Origin of the sequence: Vitreimonas sp. (genome assembly GCF_036392335.1) — a bacterium.
In the GTDB taxonomy this organism is placed as follows: Bacteria; Pseudomonadota; Alphaproteobacteria; order Caulobacterales; family Aquidulcibacteraceae; genus Vitreimonas.
In genome coordinates this window covers 18,390-40,974 of sequence record NZ_DASVYD010000044.1, presented here as the reverse complement: position 1 = coordinate 40,974, position 22,585 = coordinate 18,390, and the positions used below count along the sequence as shown (strand labels likewise).

Below are 22,585 nucleotides of genomic sequence, written 5' to 3'. Positions count from 1 at the left end.
CTACATCCGGTGCACGATTCCGCTGTCCAAGCAGGAGATTCTTACGTGGCGACCACCAAGATTACCGACGATAGTTTCGACGCCGATGTGCTGAAATCCGGCACGCCTGTGCTTGTCGATTTCTGGGCGGAATGGTGCGGCCCGTGCAAGCAAATCGGCCCGGCGCTGGAAGAGATCGCCGCCGAGATGGGCGATCGCGTTCAGGTCGTGAAGCTGAACATCGACGATAATCCGATGACGCCCGGCAAGTACGGCGTGCGCGGCATCCCAACGCTCATGGTGTTTAAGGACGGCAAGGTCGCGGCGACGAAGGTCGGCGCGATGCCAAAGTCCAAAATCGTCGAATGGCTGAACGAGAGCGTTTAAGCGCTCTCCGCCGCTAGAGCTTCAGCGGCCAGCACAAACGATCCGCAGATCAACACGCGCGGCGCAGGCAACTGCGCCGCGTTTTGCATGGCGGCCGCGAGTGATGGAGCGGTGGCGCTATCCACGCCAAGCTGATCGCCGAGGGCCGCGAGTTCGTTGATTGAAACGTAATCGTCGGAAAGTGGCACGGCGATGATGTGGTCGGCGAAACGCGCGAGGGCGGCGATGAAGAGCGTCGCGTCCTTGCGTTTCCGTAGGCCGACGATGGCGATGTTCGTACCGCCGCGCCGGGCTTTCATCTCTTGCATTGCGTGGGATAGCGCGACGCCAGCGTGCGCATTGTGGCCGCCATCGACCCAGACTTCGCCGCCACTGGCGCGGATGGGCGCGCTGAAGGGGCCGCGCGTGAGTGGTTGAAGGCGCGCCGGCCAGGTGGCGTTGGCGATGCCGTTGGCGAAGGCGCCGTCCGGCAGATCGGGGCGCCAGTGCATGAGCGCGGCGCAGGCGAGGCCGGCGTTTTCGATTTGATGCACGCCGGCGAGCGCGGGCAGCGGCAGATCGAGCGCGCGGGTTTCGGTCTGCACGACGAGGCGGCCGGCGTTGGTGTACGCGTCCCAATCTTGGCCGTGTTGGAGCAGCGGCGCATGCACGCGCGCGGCGTGTGCTTCGATGATCTCGCGCGCTTCGTCCACCTGGCGCGCGATGATCGCTGGCGTGTGGGGTTTGATGATGCCGGCTTTGTGTGCCGCGATTTCGGCGAGCGTGGCGCCGAGGACGTCTTGGTGGTCGAGTCCGAGGGGGGTGATCACGCTGAGTGCGGGCGCAAAGACGTTGGTGGAATCATCGCGGCCGCCCATGCCGGTTTCCAGCAGAACGAGATCGGCGGGCGCTTCGCTGAAGAGCAGAAACGCCGCGGCGACCTGGGCGTCGAATTGGGTGAGGTCGGTTGAGATCGCGGCGATGCGTTCGGCGGCGTTGATGAGGGTTTCATCGGTTGCCGGCGTGCCGGCCACCACGAAGCGTTCATTCAGCTTGAAGAGATGCGGCTTGGTGTAGGCGTGCACGCGCAAGCCCGCCGCTTCGGCGATCGCGCGCATGAAGGCGATGGTGGAGCCTTTGCCGTTGGTGCCGGCGACGTGGATGATCGGCGGCAGCCTGTCTTGCGGGTTGCCGAGGGCGGCGAGCGTTGCTCGGAGTGGCGCGAGATCAAACGCTTTGCCGTGGCCGAATTCGGGGCCGAAGAGGTCGGTGAATTTGTCTAAGACGACGTCGCGCATGTTCCCACTTCGTCATCCCGGGGCAATGCGCAGCATTGAACCCGGGATCCAGGGGCCAACGCATCGCCATTTGCCCCTGGGTCCCGGATCACGCTTCGCGTGTCCGGGATGACGGAGCCTTTACGTTCGCGCTATTCTGCCGCTTTGGCGCGTAAGGTCTTCGCGCTTGGCTTACGCTTTCCGCCGCGTAGCGTTGGCGCATCGGCTTCTTCGTCAGCCGCCGCGATGTCAGTCAGCTCAAACGTCTCGCCGCTATCGCCTTGCTTGGCGGCTTGTCTGTGCATCAGCACCGAGAGCAGCGTGGCGATCGTCGCCTTCAGCTGGCGGCGATCGACGACGAGATCGACCATGCCTTTGTCGAGCAGATATTCCGAGCGCTGGAAGCCTTCCGGCAATTTCTGACGGATGGTTTGTTCGATCACGCGCGGGCCGGCGAAGCCGATCAGCGCGCCCGGTTCAGCCAGATGCACATCGCCGAGCATCGCGTACGACGCAGTGACCCCGCCCGTGGTCGGGTCGGCGAGCACGACGATGTAAGGCAGGCCCGCTTCGCGCAGCATTTGGATCGCCAGCGTCGTGCGCGGCATCTGCATCAGCGAGAGTATGCCTTCCTGCATGCGCGCGCCGCCGGAGGACGTGACCATGATCATCGCGGCTTTGCGGCGCACGGCCGCTTCAGCGGCCGTGACGAAGCCTTCGCCGGCGGCCATGCCGAGTGAGCCGCCCATGAATTCGAAATCTTGAACCAGCACGACAGCATGCGCGCCGCCGATGCGGCCGTAGCCCGCGGCCATGCAATCTTCGCGGCCGACTTTGGCGCGCGCGCTCTTCAGGCGGTCGACGTACTTTTTGTCGTCTTTGAATTTCAACGGATCGGCGGCGACCTTCGGCAACGGGATCGTCTGCCAGGTTTGGTCGTCGAACATTTGCTTGAAGCGCGCGTCGGGGCCGATGCGCATGTGGAAGCCCGAAGGCGTCACCCAATCGGAGGCTTCAAGCTCCGAGCGATAGATCAATTCGCCGCTCAGCGGATCCTTGATCCAGAGATTGTCCGGCGTATCGCGCTTTTCCTCGTCGCCTTTTTTCTTGGCGAGGCCGGGTCGCGCGAAATTTGACAGCCAGTTCATAGCGGGTGTCCCTTTTATTGCCCGCGCGCAGTGCGGACAGCTTCGCTCAGCTGTTTCACTTTGCGCAAGACGCGTTCGACGGCTTGCTCAGAGCCGCCAGCGGCGATTTCATCGACGAACGCCGAACCGACGACGACGGCGTCAGCATTTTGGGCGATGGCGCGCGCCGCTTCTGGTGTGCGCACGCCGAAGCCCACGGCGATCGGTAGTTCCGTGGCGCGCTTGATGCGCTCCACTGCGGCGCGCACGTCTTCGGATGTCGCGGCGTTCGCGCCTGTGACGCCTGCGACGGAGACATAATACAGGAACCCGGAGGCGCCTTCGAGCACCTTGGTTAAACGGTTATCGTCGGTGGTGGGCGTGGCCAGGCGGATGATCGAGAGATCGTTGGGCGCGAAGGCGGCGCGGAGTGGTGAATCTTCTTCCGGCGGCAGGTCGACGATGATGGCGCCGTCCGCGCCGGCGCTCGCCATTTCGCGCGAGAACACGTCGTAGCTCATTTGCTCGACGGGGTTGGCATAGCCCATGAGGATAAGCGGCGTGGTTTGGTCCTCGGCGCGGAAGCGGCGCGCGAGATCGAGCGTCTTGCGCAAGCTGCCGCCGGCTTTCAGCGCGCGTTGCGCGGCGAGCTGGATCGAAACGCCGTCCGCCATCGGATCGGAGAAGGGAAAGCCAAGCTCGATCACGTCCGCGCCGGCGGCAGGCAGCCCGCGCAGGATTTCAAAGCACGTCTCATGATCCGGATCGCTCGCCATGATGTACGCGACAAGACCAGCGCGGCCTTCGCGCTTGAGCGATGCGAAACGGGCGGAGAGGCGAGTCATTAAATCCTCCCCCGCTTGCGGGGGAGGTCCGAGCGAAGCGAGGGGAGGGGGGCGTGGGTAACGCCCCCCTTCGTCTCGCGGCTTCGCCGCGATCCACTTCCCCCGCAAGCGGGGGAAGATGAGTGGGCGCCGGTCATATCTTCACCCCAAGCGCATCCGCCACGGTGAACACGTCCTTATCGCCACGACCGCAGAGGTTCAGGATGATGAGTCCGCCTTTGCCGATCTCTTGCGCGACTTCGCCGACGCGCGCCAAAGCGTGCGAAGGTTCGAGCGCGGGCAGGATGCCTTCGAGGCGGGCGCAAAGCTTGAACGCTTCGAGCGCTTCGTCGTCGGTGCAGCTCAGATATTTCGCGCGCCCGATATCGGCGAGATAGGAATGTTCGGGGCCGACGCCGGGATAATCGAGGCCAGCACTGATCGAATGGCCTTCAAGAATTTGGCCGTCTTCATCTTGCAAAAGATAGGTGCGGTTGCCGTGCAGCACGCCGGGCTTGCCGCCATTAATCGCGGCGGCGTGCTTGTTGTAAACGTCGAGACCAAAGCCCGCTGCTTCGACGCCGTAGAGCTTCACGTCTTCGTCGTTGAGGAACGGATGGAAGAGGCCAATCGCGTTGGAGCCGCCGCCGATGCAGGCCATGACGGCGTCCGGCAAGCGGCCTTCGCGTTCGAGGATTTGCGCGCGCGCTTCGCGGCCGATCACGCTTTGAAAGTCGCGCACCATTTCTGGATACGGATGCGGGCCGGCGGCGGTGCCGATGCAATAGAAAGTGTCGTGCACGTTGGTGACCCAATCGCGCAGCGCTTCGTTCATTGCGTCTTTCAGCGTGGCGTTGCCGCTGGTGACGGGGCGCACTTCAGCGCCGAGCAGTTTCATGCGGAAGACGTTGGGTTTTTGCCGCTCGATGTCGGTGGCGCCCATGAACACGACGCAAGGCAGGCCCAGGCGCGCGCAAATCGTGGCGGTCGCGACGCCGTGTTGGCCGGCGCCGGTCTCGGCGATGATGCGCGTCTTGCCCATGCGCAGCGCCAGCAGCACTTGGCCGAGGCAATTGTTGATCTTGTGCGCGCCGGTGTGATTGAGCTCGTCGCGTTTGAAGTAAATCTTCGCAGCCCCGAAATGCGCGGTCATGCGCTCGGCAAAATAGAGCGGCGAGGGGCGGCCGACATAATGGGTCCAGAAATCCGCCATCGTCGCGGCGAAGGCCGGATCGGCCTGGGCTTCGCGATAGGCGCGCTCCAGGTCGAGGATGAGCGGCATCAGGGTCTCGGCCACGAAGCGCCCGCCATATTGGCCGAAGCGGCCATTGGAATCGGGCAAATCCTGCCAGTTGCGTCTCGCGTCCATCGGTTAGCTTAGGCTCGGGCTGCCGCCAAGAATTGGGCGATTTTGTTCGGGTCCTTTAGGCCGGGGGCGCTTTCCACGCCAGAGGACACGTCCACAAGGCTGGCGCCCGAAGCTGCAATCGCCTCGGCCACGTTCTCCGGGTTCAGCCCCCCGGACAAGAAATAGGGCCGGCCAAAGCGGCGGCCAGCCAGGATTGCCCAATCGAACGCCAGCGCATTGCCGCCAGGCAGCCCGCCCGGGGGCGGTTTGGCGTCAAACAGGAGCATTTCCGCAGCTGGCTCGAAGGCCGCGACCTGGGCGAAATCCTCCGGCCTGGCGATGCCAAGCGCCTTGATCACCCCCTTCTGGGCGAATTGGCGGAGTTGGGCCGTCCGGGCCGGGCTTTCGTCGCCATGGGCCTGGACCCAGTCGGGAGCGACCTTGGCGGCGATCTCGGCCAGCAATTCGTCGTCGGCGTTGACGGTAACAGCGACCACTTCCGCCCGGCCTTTCACGCGGCGCGCGAGCGCCCCGGCGTGGGCCATCGCCACGTGGCGCGGACTGCGTGGGAAAAAGACCAAACCGACATAACGCGCGCCGCCCGCAAGGGCTGCGTCCAACGCGTCGGCGCTGGTGATGCCGCAGATTTTCGCTTCCGCCATGAGCGGTACAGGTAGCGATGAAAAAGCACGGCGTCACCGAGGTGAAATGACCGCAACACATTGGCGCCGGATGCGCCGCGCGTTGCAGGTCGTTTCGCTTCGTGAAAGAGTGACGCACGGCCTCGACAGGCCGCCATAAGCGAGAAGCGGCGCCCGCCGCACAATCCGCGCATGGGGCGCCGCCCGAACCGAAAGGGAGGCAGCGCCATGGCTGCGCATAAATCGAGCAATCACAACGTGAGGGCAATCGCCGTCGTCGGTCCGACCGGGGCGGGCAAGACGGCGTTGATCCAAGCTCTGGCATCGGCCGCCTCGGGCGGTTCGGGCGCGATCCCGAACGCCGCCGGCCAATCCACCGAAACCGGCTTCACCGCCATCGATTACATGGGCGACCATTATGCGTTGATCGACGCACCCGGCGCCGTCGATTTTCTCGCCGACGCGGATTTCGCATTGCCCGCGGCTGATATGGCCATCGTCGTCGCCGATCCTGATCCCGACAAAGCCGTGCTGTTGCAGCCTTTTTTGAAGGCGATCGAAGAGCTGAAAATTCCGCACGCGCTGTTCATCAACAAGATCGACACCGCGCGCGGCCGCATCCGCGATCTCTTAGAAGTGCTGCAAGGCGTGAGCGCATTGCCGTTGGTGGCGCGGCAGATTCCGATCTGGAAGGACGACCACGTTTCCGGCTTCGTCGATCTCGCGATGGAGCGCGCATTTCTCTATCAGCAAGGCAAGCCGTCGCAGCTCATCGATATTCCGGCTGAATTGGCTGAGCGCGAAACCGAAGCGCGGTTTCATATGCTCGAACAGCTCGCCGACTTTGACGACGAGCTGATGGAGAAGCTGCTGTCCGACGTCACGCCGGATCAGGACACTGTGTTCGCCGATCTCGTGCGTGAAACGCGCGAGGGTTTGATCGTGCCGGTGTTCTTTGGCGCGACGGCGCAGGGCGCCGGTATTCGCCGACTGCTCAAGGCGTTCAGGCACGACACGCCGGAGCCGAAATTCGCGGCGGCGCGTTTGGGCTTCAAAGGCGCGGGCGTCTACGTGATGAAAATCTCGCACGCGGGGCAGGCCGGTAAGCTCGCGTATGCGCGTGTGTTTGGCGGCGCGCTGGCGGACAGCACGCAGCTCACGCTGAGCGACGGTTCGCAGCAACGGCCGGGCGCACTTTTCTCCGTGAACAACGGCCAGACCAAGAAGATCAGCGAGGCGCGCGAAGGCGACGTGGTCGCCATCGGCAAGCTTGATCCCGTAGCCGCGGGCGACATGCTGGGCGCGGGCGCGCCGGCGGCGAAGATCAAGATGCCCTTCGAGAAGCGCTTCCCCGTCTACCAACTGGCGATCGCCACCAGGGATCGGAAGGACGATGTGCGTCTCTCCGGCGCGCTGCAGAAACTGGTCGAAGAAGATTCTGGTCTTGCCGTGCTGCACGATCAGACGACGCACGAGATTCTGCTGCAGGGCCAGGGCGAGCCGCATCTGCGTACGGTGCTTGATCGCTTGAAGGCGCGTTTCGGCGTGGAAGTCTCCGCGCAACGGCCGTCGACGCCATATCAGGAGAGTATTCGCCGCAGCGCTGAGAAGCGTGGGCGGCACAAGAAGCAGACGGGCGGTCACGGCCAGTTTGGCGATTGCGTGATCCAAGTGAAGCCGTTGCCGCGTGGCTCGGGCTTTGAGTTTGTCGATAAGATCACCGGCGGCGCTATTCCGCGCCAATGGATTCCGGCGGTGGAAGCAGGCGTAAAGGATGCGATGGCGAAGGGGCCGAAAGGCTTTCCGGTGGTCGATGTGCAAGTCACGCTAATCGACGGCTCATTCCATTCGGTGGATTCAAGCGAACTCGCGTTTCAGATGGCGGGCCGGCTTGGCATGAGCGAAGCGCTGGCGGAATGCGATTCGGTGATCCTGGAGCCCGTCGAGAAGCTGACGATTTACACGCCGAGCGCGGGCACGCCGAAAATCAATTCGGCGGTCTCCTCGCACAACGGTCAAATCCTCGGCTTCGAGCCGCGCGAAGGATGGCCCGGATGGGATAAGGTCGAAGCCTATCTGCCGCATTCGGAGCGCCAGAATTTCATCATCGAGCTGCGCTCGATGACGCAAGGTTTGGCGACGTACGAAGCCGCGTTCGATCACATGGTCGAGTTAACGGGGCGTCGTGCGGACGATGTGGCGAAGCGGGCGCAACACGCGGCGGCTTAGCCGCTGGCGAATAGCGCCATTTGCGTTTGGATCACCAGCGCGACGGCTTTGCCGTCTTCGCTGGTGATCTTCGTTTGCCAGACGCTGGTGCGCTTGCCGCGATGCACAGGCGTCGTCTCGCCGCGCACAATCTTGCCGGCTCCGGCGCCGCCGAGAAAGTTTGTCTTGCTCTCCAGCGTGGTGGTGCCGACAGCGCCTTCGGGCAATGAGAGGAAGCCGCCAATGGCGCCGAGCGAATCCGCGAACGCCATGATCGCGCCGCCGTGCAGGATACCGCCGGCGGTGCAGAGATCGTCGCGCACCAGAAGTGTGCCGACGACCCGCTCAGGCGTCGCTTCCTCGACCTCAACGCCCATCAAAGTGGCGAAAGGCATCGAGGCGGCGAGGTTGCTCATGGCGTCTCTCTGAAGCGGGCGTCAGCTGTGTGCGAAAATGTCAGTCTCTTCCCAGCCGGCGAGATCGAGGGCTGCGCGCGTGGGCAGGAAATCGAAGCACGATTGCGCGATCTCGGTGCGGCCTTCGCGCGCGAGCATGGCGTCGAGCTTTTCCTTCAACGCATGCAGGTGCAGCACGTCCGAGGCCGCGTAAGCAAGTTGAGCGTCGCTGAGTTCAGCCGCGCCCCAATCGCTCGATTGCTGATCCTTGGAAATGTCGCGGCCAAGGATTTCCTTGGTCAGATCCTTGAGGCCGTGGCGATCCGTATAGGTGCGCACCAGCTTCGAGGCGATCTTGGTGCAGTAAAGCGGCGCGGTAACGATGCCGAGATCGCGCATGAACATGGCGATGTCGAAGCGTGCGAAATGGAAAAGCTTCAGGTGCGCCGGGTCGGTCAGCACACGCTTCAGGTTCGGCGCGTCATAGCTTGCGCGGTCGAGCTGCACGAGGTGCGCTTCGGGGCCCCCATCGGAGATTTGCACGAGGCAGAGCGGGTCGCGAATCAGCGACAAGCCCAACGTCTCGCTATCGACGGCGACCGCGCCATTGAAGGAAACAGTGTCGGGCAGATCGCCCTTGTGCAGATAGACCGAGACGTTCTTGCCATCGACGGTCAGGGAAAGCTTACGTGTCATTGGGCAGGGGCTTAAGCCAATTTTTCCCCAGGCGCTAGCCGGGGCGCCCCGCGACGTACTGATCCCGCAATTCGCGCTTTAGAATCTTGCCGATATGACTGCGCGGCAGCTCATCGATCAGCAGCGCGTCGGCGATGCGTTGGGTCTTGCCGAGACGTGCATTCGCAAAGGTGCGGATATCCTCGGCTGAGGCGCCGCGCGAAACGATGAAAGCCACCGGCGTCTCGCCCCATTCCGCCGACGGCGCGCCGACCACAGCGACGTCAGCCACATCTGGGTGCTGACGCACGACGGCCTCGATGTCGCTCGGATAGATGTTGAAGCCGCCGGAAATGATCATGTCCTTCTTGCGGTCCATGAGTTCGAGGAAGCCGTCCGCGTCGAAGCGGCCGACGTCGCCCGTGCGTACAAAGCGTTTGCCATCCGGCGATATCCAGATCGCCGCCGACGTCTGCTCCGGCCGATTGTGATAGCCGCTCATGGTCAGCTCCGAATGCCCGACAATCTCGCCCACTTCGCCGCGCGGCAGTTCCTTGCCGTCTTCGTCGATGATGCGGATGTCGTGGCCGGGCGCTGGCTGGCCGACAGTGTGCAGCTTGTCCGGATGGGCGTGCGCCACCAGCATGCAGGTGCCGCCGCCTTCGGTCATGCCGAAATATTCAACGAGCCCCCCGGGCCAACGCTTCAACACGTCCGCTTTCAGCGCCGCTGAAAAGGGCGCCGAGGTGCAGAACTTCATCTGGAAGCTGGACAGGTCGTACGAGTCAAAATCCGGCCGCGCCATCAGCCGCGAATATTGCACCGGCACCAGCATCGTGTGCGTCACGCGATGGCGTTGCGCGAGTTCGAGATATTTCGCGGAATCGAACTTCTTCATCAGCACGATCGCGCCGCCGAGGCCCAGCGTCGGGAAGAAGGCGACGAGTGTCGTGTTGGAATAGAGCGGCGTCGAGAGCAGCGACACCGCTTGCGGCCCGTAGCCCATCGCCTGCGCGCGGGCGATATGGCCGAAGCGCATGCCGTGGCTCTGCACGATGCCCTTTGGCGCGCCGGTCGTACCCGACGAGTAGATGATGTTGAACGGCATCTTCGGATCGATCGCGACTGGCGTGGGCTTCGCGCCCACCGGCGCCAACCAATCCGCGAATGGCCGTCCATGGGCCGCGCCATCGAGCGCGATCTGTTGCGCCTTGATCTGATCCCTTACGCCAGCCAGCGCGCCGGCCACCTCGGAATCAACGAAGAACAGCGGCGCTCCGGAATCCGCCACCATGCCGACGATGCTGTCCGGTGTGGAGGACGGCGCGATTGGCGCCACCGCGACACCGGCGCGCAACGCGCCGACGAAGAGCGCTGCATACTCAATCGAGGTCATCGCGCAAATGGCGATGCTCTCGCCGGGTTTGACGCCATCGCGCTGCAACGCCGCCGCCACGCGATCCATCAGGGCGTCGAGCTCGCGGTACGTGACTTGCCGCTCATCCTGGATCAGCGCCGTCGCGTCAGGCCGCTCCGCCGCTTGTGCGGCAATCATGTCGGAGAGGGTACGGAAGTCTTCGGTGGTCACGTGCGGGCGGCTCCGGCTGCGGGAGGACTAATCCTTCCTCTATAGCCGATGCCGCGCCGCGCGCATCCGCCTAATGGCTGGCGCCGTCGATCGCCTCATAGGTCACCAGCGTAAATCGCGTGCGCTCGCTTTCGCGCATGCGCGTGGCGATCACTTCGTGCAGATCTGGCCGCCATGCCGTCCAGCGATCGACGAAGGCGTTTGCGGCATCGCGGTCGCCGGCGCGCTGCATCGCCAGCACTTCGCGCAGCAGGCTCGTGACCGCCTCGGGATAGCGGCGGTAATCGATGCGGAGGCGGCCGTCCTCGAAGTGCAGCGCGCCGCGATCCATGAACCAATTCCATTGGATCAGCTGCATGGTGTTGTACGGCTGCTCTCGGCGGGGCTGGTTCTTTTGCAGCACGCGGCGAACGCCGGAGGCGTAGATGCCGCGCAACTGATGGTCAGTGAGCCGTCCGCGTTCATTCAGGATGCGCGCCGATGTCAGCGAGACCAGGTCAGCCTTCATCTCCTCGAGCAAATCGGCGGTGTCTTCGAGCGCAGCATCCAGATCGCGCCCGTCCGCCGTCTGATCGACGCCGAGATAATGGCCGATCTCATGCCAAAGCGTGCGATAGAAGCCGCTTTCGGGCGTGAGGTCATTGGCTTGGCTCTCGACCACCGCAGCGGCGAAAGCGCGATGGGTTTCCTGAAAGATGTCTTCGTTCAGCAGAATGTTGCCGCGCATCAGAATGGTGCGACCGTACTGGCGCGCGAGATAGGCTTCGTTCGGCAGGATCGTCGCCGTATTGGCGCCGCGCGCTTGGCCGAAATCGGCAATGATGTTGTATACGCCAACTGGAATGTCGCTGCGCACTTCGCGGTGGTTTGCGTAAGGCAGAGCGTTCTCAACAGTTTGAATGTCAGCTAAAGCGGCCTGCAATTCCTCGCTGCGCGGGCGATCGCGCACCAAGAGCGAGAGTGAGAAGAACGTCTTCACGCCATAAAGCGCATCGTCATAGGTCTCATATGACCCAATCTGCGCGTTGAGATTGCCCGTGAAATCGCCCGTCACCCAAGCCGCGTCGCCGCCTTCATAATCATCGGCCAGCAGATCGCGCGCACGCAGCCTTAAATAGCGCGCAAACGCCGGGTCGCCGTGCTCAACGTGATCCGCCGCCGCGTTCAGGCGGTCGAAGATGAAGAAGATGTCCTCCGCATAGGCCACCGAATACGGCACGGCGAGATAGGTCTCACTGGTCTGCAAGCGCGCGCGCAGGCCTGGATGCAAGGTGTCGAGCGCGGGATGGCGATCGAGGGCTACGAGCGCACGACGGCGATTTTCCGCTGTGGCGGCCCACACCACGGCGCGGTCGTCGAGCAATTCGTCACGCCGCTCCGGATGGGCGACGAAGAAGGCGTCGAGCGTCGGGCGCGTCGTTCCCGCAGGGTAGATGTTCCGCGCCGGGGCTTCCGCAGGCACGGAAAGGAACGGCGCGCGGGTGTTGTCCAAGGTGGAGGCCACCGGGCCGCTATTCATGCGAAACAGGTCGCGTTCACCGGTGAGTTCTGGGTGCGCCTCCAGATAAGCCGCCGCGGCCAGCGCCTGTGGGTGGCGCTGGTCCATGTAGAGCCGGTGCATGCGCTCGCCCGCCGCCAAGAGTTCGGCGACCGCCGCCCGCTCGCCGGGCGTCAGCGCCGACAGGTCGGGCGCCAGATGCAGCCGTTGGGTGCGCGCCAGGATCTGTTCGGTGCGGGCGGCGTCGAAGCTGGGGGCAATCCCGGCGATGGAGGGAGCTGACGGCGCTGTGGCGCAAGCGGCGAGGCCGAAAGCGAGGGCAAAGGTCATATTTTTCATGGCCCAAGGCGCTAGCACGCCCGGGCGCTGCATCCCAGGCGGAAGCGACGAGTCAGCGCGCATTGACGGGCCAGCGCGCCTCCACTAAACCCCCCGCCTCAGTGCCCAGATGGCGGAATTGGTAGACGCACTAGTTTCAGGTACTAGCGAGTAACATCGTGGAGGTTCGAGTCCTCTTCTGGGCACCACTTACGCATTCCGAGACATTCCGTCGCCTTCCTCGGAACACCCCGCAGATCAGCACATTTCCTTGAAAACACAGCGAAAAGGCGAGTTTTTCTCGTTTCGCGCGATGGCGTCTGCCTGCAACCAAAAATTGGCCATCGAACGAGATTGGCGGTATATTGGCGGTATAGATGCTCATGCCGCCGGAGCGATACCGCCATGCCGCTTTCAGACGCCAAATGCCGGAATGCACGGCCGCAAGAACGCCCCTACAAGCTCACCGATGGCCAAGGTCTCTACATGCTAGTGGCGATCAATGGCTCGCGCTTCTGGCGCTACAATTATCGCTTCGGCGGAAAGCGGCTGACGCTCGCGCTCGGCGCCTATCCCGACGTTTCTCTTGCTGAGGCGCGAGAAGCGCTCGCGGTAGCGCGGAAGCAATTGCGTGACGGGCTCAATCCGATGGAGGAGCGCAAGGTCACGCGATTGGCAGCAAGCGTTGCGCGTGCATCGACGTTCGGCCTTGTGGCTGACGAGTTGCTGACGCGCATGGAGCGGGAAGGCAAGGCGGCAGTCACGATTTCCAAGCGCCGTTGGCTGCTCAAGGATCTTGCAGCGCCGCTGTGCAATCGTCCCGTCGCCGCCATCACGCCGGCGGAGGTTTTGGGCCTGCTTCGCGACATCGAAGCCAAAGGTCATTTGGAGACAGCGCGCCGGCTGCGGGCCTCGATTGGCCAGGTCATGCGTCTGGCGGTCGCCACGAACCGCGCTCAGTTCGACCCAACGCCTTCGCTGCGGGGAGCGATCGCAACGCCAAAAACAAAGCACCGAGCGGCCATCACCGATCCCAAGGGCGCCGGGCGATTAATGGTCGCAATCTCAGAATATGATCGCCCCGTTGTTCGTGCCGCCATGCAGATCATGGCGTACTGCTTTCCTCGACCCGGCGAATGCCGCTTGGCCCGATGGAACGAGATCGATCTCAAAGCGAAGGTTTGGACGATTCCAGCGGAGCGCACGAAAATGCGACGCGAGCACAAGGTGCCCCTGTCGCGCCAGGCCTTGGCTGTGTTTCGCGAATTGCACGATCTCACCGGGCTTACCGAGGATGGGCTTTGCTTTCCGGGCGAACGCGCACGCGATCGCCCGATCAGCGAAAACACCGTCTGCGCGGCGCTACGAACCTTGGGCTTTTCGCAGGAAGAAATGAGTGCTCACGGCTTTCGGGCCTTGGCGTCATCACTCTTGCACGAGCACTCAAAGTTCTCATCCGAGGTCATTGAACGAGCTCTTGCACATCAGGACGCCAACGCCATTCGGCGTGCGTACGCACGAAGCGAGTACTGGTCAGATCGCGTGAGGTTGGCTCAATGGTGGGCCGACTATTTGGATGCTCGGCGCGTAGAGGCACCAGCGAGGCTGACTGCCTAGAATAAGCGCGGCTGAGGCTCCTTCTCAATGTAGCATTCCTCACGATGCCAGTAGTATGGCTGGCTCGCTTTCGTGCCGCCAAGTGCACTCACAGCGTGGATTGGATAAAGGTCCAGCGGATCACCGCTGCCCCCGGGCGGATTCATCTCAAACACAAAATCCGAAGACGAAACCAACACGTTCATGAGCGGGGCCGCTCGCCTAGCGGCGTGTTCAAAATTGAACGCGAACGAGGCAGGATCTCTACGCTCTGCCAAAGGCTCACTAACTGGAACCTTCCGCAGCTCAAATTCGGTGTGCGTGGTCACGACCGTAAGCGGTCTACGTCGCAACAGGGCGTATAGCTGAGGCCAAAATGGGCTGTACTTCTCCACCTCGGGAAACTGGAGGAAGACGTTGTGGATGCCGTCAATCAGAATTCCCGTGTAGGGAATGCCCTCTAAGGATGCTCGCGCGATCGCGCGCTCGATCTTAAAGAATAGCTCGGCCGGCGTTAGAGCACCGGGGTAAAGGGCCAACACATCCTGCAACGTATCGTCGGGTAGGAATTGACCCTTTGACGCCGGGGCGCCCCGCATATTCGAAATGCGGCTGACAAGCTCAACGAAGTACGGCTCTTGATAGAGGAATGAGACAACCAACACGCGCGACCGGAATGGCATACCGATCGCACTGCCATCCTTTCGTGGCCTGCCCGTAACGTCGACCTGCTTTCGATGGAGCAGGTACAGTCCAAAGCCCGCTTTTCCAGTACTGCCGTGGCCTAAGACTAGAATGTGTGACCGCCTATAAGGACCATTTCGCGCATCGGTGCCTATCGGAATTCGTTGGGTTTCGTCGACCGATGTCCATTTCTGATCCTTGATGATTTCGCCCCAAGCAGAACCACTGGGCTTCAGTCGGAAGCCTTTCGCTCCGCTCAAATACATTGAGTGGTCCCCAATTCGCGCTGACTGCCTTCTAGCTTTGATCAAGCGCATGGCGCGACTTGCTCGGGCATCAGGATTCTCTGAGATTGCGCGGCTCATCTCAATGACCAAGTCGCACAGGTAGCTCAATCGAGTGACTTCGTCCTCGCCAGCGCCAAGTGTCAGCAACACCACAACTTTACGCCGTCTGCATGCGTCAATCAGCTGTCGGAGCGAGGCGTCGACCTGACGTCGTGCCGCGTCGGCTTCACGAAACAACTGGTGCACGCCGTCGATTACAACAATTGGCCGGGCGTACATGGAACCTGGTGGGGCCGATGCAGAAGGTCGAAACGGCGCGAAGAGCTCAGCACGATCGAGCGCACCTTCTACCACCTCAAGAAGCTCTCGACCTATGTCGGCGTCACCACCCCCCTCAACTCGAACCGCGTTGACCTGGAACCAAGTGGGCGTTGCGTCAATATCGCAACCCAAGTCGAACAAAGGAGACATTCGACGCAGATGACTAGGTATCGCCTCTTGCAGGCGCGCTTCGACATCTGCCTCGCTCTCCTCACACGTCAAGAAGAGGGTTCGACATCCAAGCGGCGCCAGCGCGGCACCCAGACCGAGGCAGAACGAAGTTTTCCCGGTGCCAAACGTTCCCGAAATCGCGGCGACAATGTCCCCGCCCTCTGAGAATCTTATTCCGCCGGCGAATACCTCTTCACCGCCTTCAAATGGTAGTGGAAGGCCAGAGAGTTCATTCAGAAGATCACTAGGTTCCGGTAGTTGAGCGACGGAAGGCGTTATTCTGAATGCTACCGCGCGTCCCGGCGCCCTTCCTGATTGCGCTCGATCTTGAAAATCAAAGAGGCGTTCGGGGTCGAGAAAGTAGGTTTGAATTTCTTGGTCTGGGATCGGCCCCTCGTCGTCCTCGGTCAGCCGCAGGACAAGCAGACCTTTCATTGCGAGGTAGTGAGCAACAAACAAGCGCACGGGCTCGGACGGGTCAGCCTTTAGCTCGCGGCCAACATCGTTGCGTCTTTCAATTGTCGTGATTGCATCCGAGACCGTCTCGATATTCAGCTCAAGCTGTTTGCCGCCGTTACAGTTTTTCTCGACGCGTTCTTGGATTAGCGTTCGCATAGCCGCGAAGGCGTACGCGCGCGTAGAAGGGATGTCCGGCCGCGTAAGTATTAGTTGCGCAATATAGAAGGGTGATGGGGCCGTGTAGTACGGCTTTGCGGTCGCTGGTTGCCAATGCGCACGAACGCCTCGCCGTTCTTGGACCGCGCCTCGACTTTTCCGGAGAGCTTCTCTCACCAAGTTGGAGACCCTGGTGCGCCTCAGACTGGGTTCGATATCGCGCTCGGTCGCGCTTTCGGGGTCCGGCGGTGCAATCTTCAGCGCAAACACATCGGCGCTGGATATCTGCCCCCAGATGTGGCGATCCATTCCTGGTCGTGGTGGCCACGTTTCTAAGACTTGCAGCTCACGCTGGAAAGTTTCCTCAATCAAGTCGTGATCAAAGTACGGAACCTTCCGTGACTTTCCTGTAGCCGAACGATCTTCAAGATCGTCTGTCCCACCAAGAGCGAGCTCACGACCGAATGTCAGGGCGCGCTCTGTCCGATAATCTGCCTCCCCAAGACCTAGGCATCTAAATGCGTGTGCATGATGATTGCTGATTGCCTGTGAGCTCGCTCGCCAGATGGCTATTGGGAGCGCGGCAACGAAGGACGCCACTTAATTGCCCCTGGGCAGCGCGCGTGGGCCGGCCCACCCGCTGTGGGTACCGATGATTTTTAGCATTGAGCGAGAGACATCAAACGTCAGTTGCTCCGGCGGATAGTCTGTCCCACGCAGGTCACACCACTCGGTCAGCCACGTCTTCGCTTGTCCCGCAGCTTGATCAAGTAAGGCGGTATTGTAGCGACCGGCCTCTTCAACTTCTCTCTCTTCCCGACGAAGAAAAAGCTGCTCGCGCGAGAAGCGCAACGCCGCGGTGCACTTAGCAACGTCGTGTGCGTATTCATTGGCGATTGGGAGCGCCGCAAAATCGGCTGCCAATGACAGAGAACGCATGGCCGTCCCGTGGCCGGTTCGGTCATCCTGGCCGTTTGAAAGGAATGCGTGCCATCTTTCGTATCGGGCGACGATGTCCGTCGGCGCAATCCAGCCCAAGCGCAGATAAACCCACAGCCCAGCCACGAACAGGACATGGCGCTCTGCTGTCTCCAAAGCGTCGAGCAAGAATGTCGGCCAAGATCCGAGCGTCCCCAAATTCCAGTGCAGCCATTCGGGACGCACAACACGATCTATCGACGCATATGCCGCAACGAGCGGTGCGATGGGAGCGCTGACGTCGTGCCAGCAGGATGTGACAACCGTTGCGTCATGAGCAGCAAGGGCCCGTACCCGATTGAAGTGCGTGTTTAGGCCGGAGCTGAGGGTATGAGCCAAGACGCCTTTGGCGTTGGAGACGGCGGCCCCGTTCCAGAGTTGACGACGTGCCAGGTGGCTCAGCACGGATGATGGTAATGTCCAGGCCTCGATTGGCGTCGCCGAATTAGCTTCAACTCTCGCGATTTGCTCGCGAACAAATTCATTCAGAGTCACCAGAAGGCGATTGCAGTCGGCAGCAGTAACAACAGCGCCAACACGTCCAAGCAGCTCTGATAAAGGGGAAGTCTCAACGCGGCCGCCAAGCGGCACAAAATTTTGGCCCGCTTGGCGAATAAGCGGACCCCACTCGACCACTCCTTCCGGAGGGCGGTGATCAATAACTTCTGGCACCAGGCACCGATTTCTTCGTTGCACAATCGAGGGTAGGTTAACCGTTTGTCAACCTTCTCCGACGTCCAGCCTAGCCTATTCCGGTTGATGGGGCCTTAGGATGGCACCTCAGGGGATAGGATCCATCTCCTGCGCCGCAAACGCGATTTTTACGTGCTTGAACAGGATTCCGACGCCGACGCATTCCGCTAAACCAGGACCGCAGGCGGTATCGGTGGGGTTTGTCCTACCCCCCGGCACCCATAGTCGCAGGTCCCGCCAAGTGCAGTCCGCGAAGGTCGGCGTGCTCCAAGGGGAGGCAGCCTCTTCCACCAAAAGACCGGTGTAGCGAAACGCGAGCGGTGGCGCGTCATCGGGGACTGCATCCTTCGCCCGAGCTACGTTTAGACGTCTTGCATACAAGCGCTCGTCTGAGGAGGAAAACGCGACACCGGCGTCCTCGCGAAAGCACCACACATTGTAGTGAGGCCGCGCCGCCAAGTGTTGGTCGGGCACGGTCGCAAACTGAAATCTCAATGCTCGCTCGTATTCGTCGGGCAATAGGGCGTTTAGGCCAGCCGCAGGCGGCGCGCTGCCGCCGGAGGGTGGCCCGGCGCTTCCGAGAAGACGCTCAGCCAATGTGAGGCAGTATTCAATGCGTGCAAGCTCGCCCGCTGCGATCGGGGCGGGCCCACTGCGGGAATTCGCACTCACGAAAGCGCTGTGCGCATCGGCGACGCACGGCGCCTCGACCGTCGCGCAGTGCGTCTCCATGTGTGTAGTGTGGCATTCCGCAAGCGACTTCGAGGAGTCTGAGCGCGCAGGGCAGATGGCGTGCGGATCGCTAGTCACCTTGCTCATCTCCAGCGGATGTTCCCGCTGGAGAGTCGAATAGACGATCATCTCCCCCCCTTGGTTCGACTCTACGTCTGGTAGCATCCCGATCCATGCCTGAAAAGCCGGGAAGGTCTGATTTGAGAATAATGCGGAATTGGACAGCACTAGGCGGAAAAGGACGAAGGGTTGATGGCAAGATAAAATGCGCTGCACCTTGGATAGGCGCAGCGGCTTGTCTGCACATCTATTTTTCCAGGTCGTCGCACAGTACGCGCCAAAACGCGCAGGCTGCACGCGAGCTGGATGGGATTTGCCGCTCGCGCCTCCGACTTCGGAGCGCTGGCGATGACCGATCCGCGGCAAGACGATCTCTTCGAAGGCGACTTCGGGCGGCGCAAACCGCGCGCGCCCGAACCAGCGCCGAAGGCACCCAAGGTCCGCAGCGCAGGCGAGAAGCGCGTCCGCGCTGCCTGGTACAACCGAGCGCGCGGCGCCCGCGGCGTGAAGCTCGCTGAGGCGCGCGACCCGACTTCGCAGAAGGTCATCATCAAGACGCGCGTCGTCGTTCACGACAAGACTGGCGGCGGTGGGGGCGGTGGGGGAGCGCGTTCGATGATGCGCCACACGCTCTATGTCGAGCGCGACGGCGCCGGCCGGGACGGCTCTGAGGTCAAGGTGTTCGACGAGGAGCTGGACCGGGCAGATGGCGCCGCCTTCGTCGACCGCTGCGCCGACGACCGCCACCACTTCCGGATCATCATCTCCCCCGAGAACGGGATCGAGATGGAGAACCTCCGCGACTACACTCGCGAGCTGATGGACCGGGCCGAGAAGGATCTGGGTACCAGCCTCGACTGGATCGCCGCCGAGCACCACGACACCGGCCACGCGCACGTTCACTTGCTGATCCGGGGCAAGCGCGACGACGGGCGCGACCTGGTCATCCCGCGCCAATACATCTCCTACGGCATGCGCCACCGGGCCGAGGAAATCGCCACCCGCGAGCTCGGCCCGCGCCTGGAGACGGAACTGTCTCGCGACCTCGACCGCCGCGCCGAGCGCGCCGCCAAGCTGGAGCGGCAGACCCATCTCGACGAGCTCCTTCGAGAGCGAGCGCGAGACAACGAGGTGCGGCTAGCCGACCTCCCCCAAGAGGGGCGCATACGCGGTCCGCTGGTGCAGCGCCTCAACCGGCTTGAGGATTGGGGGCTGGCGCAGCGCACCGACGCGGGCGTCTGGCGGCTTGATCCAGAGCTAGAGGACAAGCTCACGCGCCTTGCGGATGTGCGCGACCGCGAACGAGCGACGGCGCGGCTTCTGGCGCGGGAAGATCGCGGCATCGAGCGCGAGCGGCTGCGTGAACTGGAGGCGGCACATTCGAGCCAGCGCGCCACTGGACGGCTGATAGGCTTCGAGCAGATCGGCGACGATCCGCGCGGGCCGCATTTGATTGCAATCGAAGGCATCGACGGCAAGGTTTGGACAGCGCGTGTGGCTGCGCGCGAGCAGCTCCGCGAACTCGATGGCGTCGAGCGCGGCGCCATTCTGCGGCTAGAGCGCAGCCAACCGGAATTAAAGCCGGCCGATCGCACCATCTTCGCTATCGCGCGCGAGAATGGTCTCGCCTATTCGGCAGAACTGCACGCCCAGACGATACCAACAGATCGCGTCAATTACATCGAAATGCATGAGCGCCGACTAGAAGCTTTGCGGCGCGTCGGGATCGTTGAGTGCACGGCGGATGGCGTGTTCTTGATCCCGGAGAATTACGAGGAGCGCGTGCGCCAGCACGAGGCTCGCGGCGCCCGCCAAAGCGCGCGGGTAATGCTGATCGACCCGCATTCGCTGGAGAAGCAGGCGAACTATCGCGGGCCAACCTGGCTTGATCGCGTGAGCATGGGCCTGGAGGACACCAGCCAACTCGCGCGCGAGCACTTTGGCCGGGAGGTTCAGGATGCTTGGTCCAAGCGTGTTAGGTCGCTCGATTTGATGGGCGTCGCGCGTGACAACGGCGATGGGCTTCGTCTCAATCAGGATTGGCAGCGTCAGCTGCGCCAGCTTGAGAAGGAGAACCTGCTGCAGCGCATAGAGCACGACATGGGCCGCGTGCCGCACTTTGCGCGGGACGGTGATCGGGTTGCCGGCGTCTTTGTGCAGCGGGTGCGCGTAGCGGAGCGCAGCTTCGCCGTGCTCTTCCACGAACGCAGCGCCACGCTTGTGCCTTGGCGCGCCGAGATGGACCGCGCCTTCAATCAACTCATGGTGGGTCGTGTCAACGGACGGGACTTTGACTTCAAGCTTGGGCGCGAGGCGGAGAAGGCACTAAAGCCATTGGTGCCATGGCTGGGACGTTGACCGCAAACCCTCCTATGCTCCTGCGACAACGCGAGACTAGTTAAGGCTTCTCGTCGTTCTCGCTGCTGGCGGCGTCAATGATCATTGCCTTGAGATCAACGCCTACCCCAAACACAGTAGGCTGCACGATAGCGTAGCGGCTAAATGCTCGCATCGGCGCTTTGAGTAGCTGCTGAATAGCGTCGAGCCAGTTGCCCGATTTCGAGGTGTCCGCTAACGCCTCTTGGAGATGCAGTAACAACGCGAGTTTCCGTGTCTCAAAGTAGGGGGCCTGCGCCTTCACCCCCTTGAGTCGACCTATGGCTACGCGAATCCGAGCGCTGTCCTTCGTTTCGGCTGCTAAGGCAGCCGAAACGCAAGCGTAATCGTACCGCTCACGCTCGTCGAGATGAGTACAATCGACGCCGTCAAGAACTCTGGCTGCTTCGCCGACTAGACCCTGACGTAGCAGACACTCAGATAGGAACACCGATGCGATCTCGTGGGAGTGAACGGCCAGCGCCGCACGATAGGCGTCCTCGCCTTCCTTCCAGCGGCCGGCAAACCGATGGCACTCGCCCAGGTCTTCATGAAGGCGCCCAAGCCCGGACGCTGTCCATGTGCTGGCCTCCCCAATGAGTTCGGTCAACAGCTGAGCGGCTTCGTCGAACTTTTTTGGGTCGTCGTTGGAAACGCCGAGATGGACGAGCGCACTGGAGAAGAGGTGCTTGGCACGAACGCCTAAGGCACGTTCCCTCATGGCACCGCGGCCCGAGGCTACGGCTTGCGCAAACGCGCTACGGGCGGCCATATCGTCACCGACAGTCATGTACATGAAGCCCTTTAAGCCCGCATACTGAAGCTTGTCTTCAACGCTGGTAGTCAGTTGGAGTACGCGATCACACAATGCGACGACCTGCGAGAATGTGAGAGTGCCTCCGTAGAGAGAAATGTAGAGTTGGATAATTTCGCTGTCGGGTTCGTTAGGCTCAATCGGCAACAGCTTGTCGAACTCGATCCGAGCCTTAACATCATCGTCCAATTGGTGGGCGACTAGGGCTTGATGATGAGTGATCTTGCGGTCCCACAGTGGGGACCGAACATTGCTCCGCAGCCGTTCGAGTACCGCCGGCAGTTCGCTCGAGCGACCGGCCCGATGGTAGAGAATGCACAGGTCCGCCACCTGCGAGCTCAACGCCATGAGATCAGTTGCAAGCAAGCGCGCAGCGCCCGCAATATCACGCTCGATACCGGGGGCGGTGTGGCTCTTGTGCCAGATTGTATACTGAGTGATATCCGCGCGCGCCGCGCGGATCGCTTCGTCCCAGTTGCCCGCATTCCAGGCATCACGTTTCGTTTCGCCCATAGATTCGACTGGAACTCGGCTCTTGCAGCAGAGCTCGAATGCAAGGGCAGAGCCACAAAGACACAGGTCGTTGCTCTTCGGCCTGAACGTCCATCTAGTCGAAGACTGCGCCATAGTGATCACTTCAAAATCAGCGACTCAGTCGCTCTATTCATCCTCTACTAAGTATCGTTCTTCGGCGATCGGAAGTTAGCGTTTCAGCCGGACGCCTGCGCCGCCGTCTGAATTTTTGGGCATGAATATAATGCCGCCTTTTTCCAACGCGCGCTGAATGGCGTCGCGGTTGGGTACCGTGCTGCGCTCCGGGCCTCGCTCGCTTTCGATTCTTCTGACTGTCGCGAGCGACACACCGCTTTCGTCGGCGAGTTGTTGCTGGCTCCAATCCAGCAACGCCCTAGCGGCTCGAATCTGACCAGAGGTAAGCACTATTTTCGCTCACATGCGTTTTAATGTTGCGCGATAACGGCGCAGGTGATACTTTCTCGCTCACTAAATACTCGA

General features: G+C 62.0%; 18 protein-coding genes and 1 tRNA gene. 5 read left to right on the top strand and 14 right to left on the bottom strand.

Going from position 1 to position 22,585, the window contains the following annotated elements:
- Nucleotides 1-45 precede the first annotated feature (45 nt).
- A complete protein-coding gene (gene trxA, locus VF769_RS10225; protein WP_135213069.1) occupies nucleotides 46-366 on the top strand; it encodes a thioredoxin TrxA in 321 nt (106 codons plus the stop codon).
- On the opposite strand, the gene VF769_RS10220 is transcribed toward trxA, so the two are convergent.
- The 5 genes from VF769_RS10220 to VF769_RS10200 form a co-directional block, all read right to left on the bottom strand.
- On the bottom strand, nucleotides 363-1,643 hold the full coding sequence (locus VF769_RS10220) for a folylpolyglutamate synthase/dihydrofolate synthase family protein (RefSeq protein ID WP_331008300.1): 1,281 nt from the start codon (nucleotides 1,641-1,643) through the stop codon (nucleotides 363-365). The genes trxA and VF769_RS10220 overlap by 4 nt on opposite strands.
- A gap of 131 nt (nucleotides 1,644-1,774) precedes the next feature.
- Nucleotides 1,775-2,770, bottom strand: a complete 996-nt coding sequence (gene accD, locus VF769_RS10215; RefSeq protein WP_331008299.1) for an acetyl-CoA carboxylase, carboxyltransferase subunit beta — start codon at nucleotides 2,768-2,770, stop codon at nucleotides 1,775-1,777.
- 14 nt (nucleotides 2,771-2,784) lie between these two features.
- Nucleotides 2,785-3,594 carry a tryptophan synthase subunit alpha gene (trpA, locus tag VF769_RS10210; protein WP_331008298.1) on the bottom strand — a complete coding sequence of 270 codons (810 nt, stop codon included), beginning with the start codon at nucleotides 3,592-3,594 and terminating at the stop codon, nucleotides 2,785-2,787.
- A 133-nt stretch (nucleotides 3,595-3,727) separates the two neighbouring features.
- A complete protein-coding gene (trpB, locus tag VF769_RS10205) occupies nucleotides 3,728-4,942 on the bottom strand; it encodes a tryptophan synthase subunit beta (RefSeq protein ID WP_331008297.1) in 1,215 nt (404 codons plus the stop codon).
- A gap of 8 nt (nucleotides 4,943-4,950) precedes the next feature.
- The gene (locus VF769_RS10200; protein ID WP_331008296.1) at nucleotides 4,951-5,583 is read right to left on the bottom strand and encodes a phosphoribosylanthranilate isomerase; all 633 of its coding nucleotides are present in this window, start codon (nucleotides 5,581-5,583) and stop codon (nucleotides 4,951-4,953) included.
- 207 nt (nucleotides 5,584-5,790) lie between these two features.
- Between VF769_RS10200 and VF769_RS10195 the strand changes: the two genes are divergently transcribed.
- Nucleotides 5,791-7,791 carry an elongation factor G gene (locus tag VF769_RS10195; RefSeq protein ID WP_331008295.1) on the top strand — a complete coding sequence of 667 codons (2,001 nt, stop codon included), beginning with the start codon at nucleotides 5,791-5,793 and terminating at the stop codon, nucleotides 7,789-7,791.
- Here VF769_RS10195 and VF769_RS10190 read toward each other — a convergent pair.
- From VF769_RS10190 to VF769_RS10175, 4 genes are all read right to left on the bottom strand, one after another.
- Nucleotides 7,788-8,186 carry a PaaI family thioesterase gene (locus tag VF769_RS10190; RefSeq protein ID WP_331008294.1) on the bottom strand — a complete coding sequence of 133 codons (399 nt, stop codon included), beginning with the start codon at nucleotides 8,184-8,186 and terminating at the stop codon, nucleotides 7,788-7,790. The two genes, VF769_RS10195 and VF769_RS10190, sit on opposite strands and share 4 nt — an antisense overlap.
- 21 nt (nucleotides 8,187-8,207) lie before the next feature.
- Nucleotides 8,208-8,861, bottom strand: a complete 654-nt coding sequence (locus tag VF769_RS10185) for a ribonuclease D (RefSeq protein ID WP_331008293.1) — start codon at nucleotides 8,859-8,861, stop codon at nucleotides 8,208-8,210.
- A gap of 34 nt (nucleotides 8,862-8,895) precedes the next feature.
- Nucleotides 8,896-10,395: a class I adenylate-forming enzyme family protein gene (locus VF769_RS10180; RefSeq protein WP_349258126.1), complete on the bottom strand. Its 1,500-nt coding sequence runs from the start codon at nucleotides 10,393-10,395 to the stop codon at nucleotides 8,896-8,898.
- A gap of 103 nt (nucleotides 10,396-10,498) precedes the next feature.
- Nucleotides 10,499-12,265: a hypothetical protein gene (locus VF769_RS10175; protein ID WP_331008291.1), complete on the bottom strand. Its 1,767-nt coding sequence runs from the start codon at nucleotides 12,263-12,265 to the stop codon at nucleotides 10,499-10,501.
- Nucleotides 12,266-12,368: 103 nt separating this feature from the next.
- On the opposite strand from VF769_RS10175, the gene VF769_RS10170 reads away from it, so the two are divergent.
- A tRNA-Leu gene (locus VF769_RS10170) sits at nucleotides 12,369-12,453 on the top strand.
- Nucleotides 12,454-12,649: 196 nt separating this feature from the next.
- On the top strand, nucleotides 12,650-13,861 hold the full coding sequence (locus VF769_RS10165) for a tyrosine-type recombinase/integrase (RefSeq protein ID WP_331008290.1): 1,212 nt from the start codon (nucleotides 12,650-12,652) through the stop codon (nucleotides 13,859-13,861).
- On the opposite strand, the gene VF769_RS10160 is transcribed toward VF769_RS10165, so the two are convergent.
- From VF769_RS10160 to VF769_RS10150, 3 genes are all read right to left on the bottom strand, one after another.
- Nucleotides 13,858-16,518 (bottom strand): hypothetical protein, encoded by a 2,661-nt coding sequence (locus VF769_RS10160; RefSeq protein WP_331008289.1) that lies wholly within the window; start codon nucleotides 16,516-16,518, stop codon nucleotides 13,858-13,860. The genes VF769_RS10165 and VF769_RS10160 overlap by 4 nt on opposite strands.
- A complete protein-coding gene (locus VF769_RS10155) occupies nucleotides 16,519-17,568 on the bottom strand; it encodes a hypothetical protein (RefSeq protein WP_331008288.1) in 1,050 nt (349 codons plus the stop codon).
- Between the two features lie 108 nt (nucleotides 17,569-17,676).
- A complete protein-coding gene (locus VF769_RS10150) occupies nucleotides 17,677-18,747 on the bottom strand; it encodes a hypothetical protein (RefSeq protein ID WP_331008287.1) in 1,071 nt (356 codons plus the stop codon).
- Between VF769_RS10150 and VF769_RS10145 the strand changes: the two genes are divergently transcribed.
- Nucleotides 18,730-20,739 carry a DUF3363 domain-containing protein gene (locus tag VF769_RS10145; protein ID WP_331008286.1) on the top strand — a complete coding sequence of 670 codons (2,010 nt, stop codon included), beginning with the start codon at nucleotides 18,730-18,732 and terminating at the stop codon, nucleotides 20,737-20,739. The two genes, VF769_RS10150 and VF769_RS10145, sit on opposite strands and share 18 nt — an antisense overlap.
- A 40-nt stretch (nucleotides 20,740-20,779) precedes the next feature.
- Here the strand turns inward: VF769_RS10145 and VF769_RS10140 are convergent, their stop codons facing one another.
- Nucleotides 20,780-22,084, bottom strand: a complete 1,305-nt coding sequence (locus VF769_RS10140) for a tetratricopeptide repeat protein (protein WP_331008285.1) — start codon at nucleotides 22,082-22,084, stop codon at nucleotides 20,780-20,782.
- A 189-nt stretch (nucleotides 22,085-22,273) separates the two neighbouring features.
- A complete protein-coding gene (locus VF769_RS10135; protein WP_331008284.1) occupies nucleotides 22,274-22,510 on the bottom strand; it encodes a helix-turn-helix transcriptional regulator in 237 nt (78 codons plus the stop codon).
- Nucleotides 22,511-22,585 lie beyond the last annotated feature (75 nt).